The 380-nt window shown below is 45.3% G+C and carries 1 protein-coding gene; it reads right to left on the bottom strand.

Going from position 1 to position 380, the window contains the following annotated elements:
• Positions 1-380 (bottom strand): glycoside hydrolase family 68 protein (locus KH400_RS22185; protein ID WP_217228330.1); only part of this gene is annotated, 380 nt, incomplete at both ends.

Genomic DNA, 380 nt, shown 5'->3' with positions numbered 1-380 from the left:
ATAAGAATGAGGGAGCCCAAGTAGAGTTGTGTTCACCGTTATTCTCTTGAATAAAATCAGGATCCAGAACAGCTTTACCATCTTTGTTACGGTAATCAGCAACACGATTACGGTTAGTCATGTAAGCTGTGATCAATACAGTGTTCTTAAACCGTGGATCAGTGCTGCGCGTTGGTACTGCATAATATGAATACGTGGCAGTCCGCCAGTTGGCAGGAACTGTAGAAGTAAGGACAACACCATTGCCATTAAGTGGCTTAAAGCCTTTTGTTAAGTCCTTGGAGTACCAGCCAAGCGTAACTACGTTGTCGCCGACTTTGTCGTTGGCTTTCCGCCAAGCAGCATCATTGGTACCACGATTAAGGCGTGAAGCAGCAAAC

The sequence above is a fragment of the Desertibacillus haloalkaliphilus genome (genome assembly GCF_019039105.1).
GTDB lineage: Bacteria > Bacillota > Bacilli > Bacillales > KJ1-10-99 > Desertibacillus > Desertibacillus haloalkaliphilus.
Note: the sequence above shows the minus strand (reverse complement) of the source record. Positions and strands in the feature narration are given on the sequence as shown.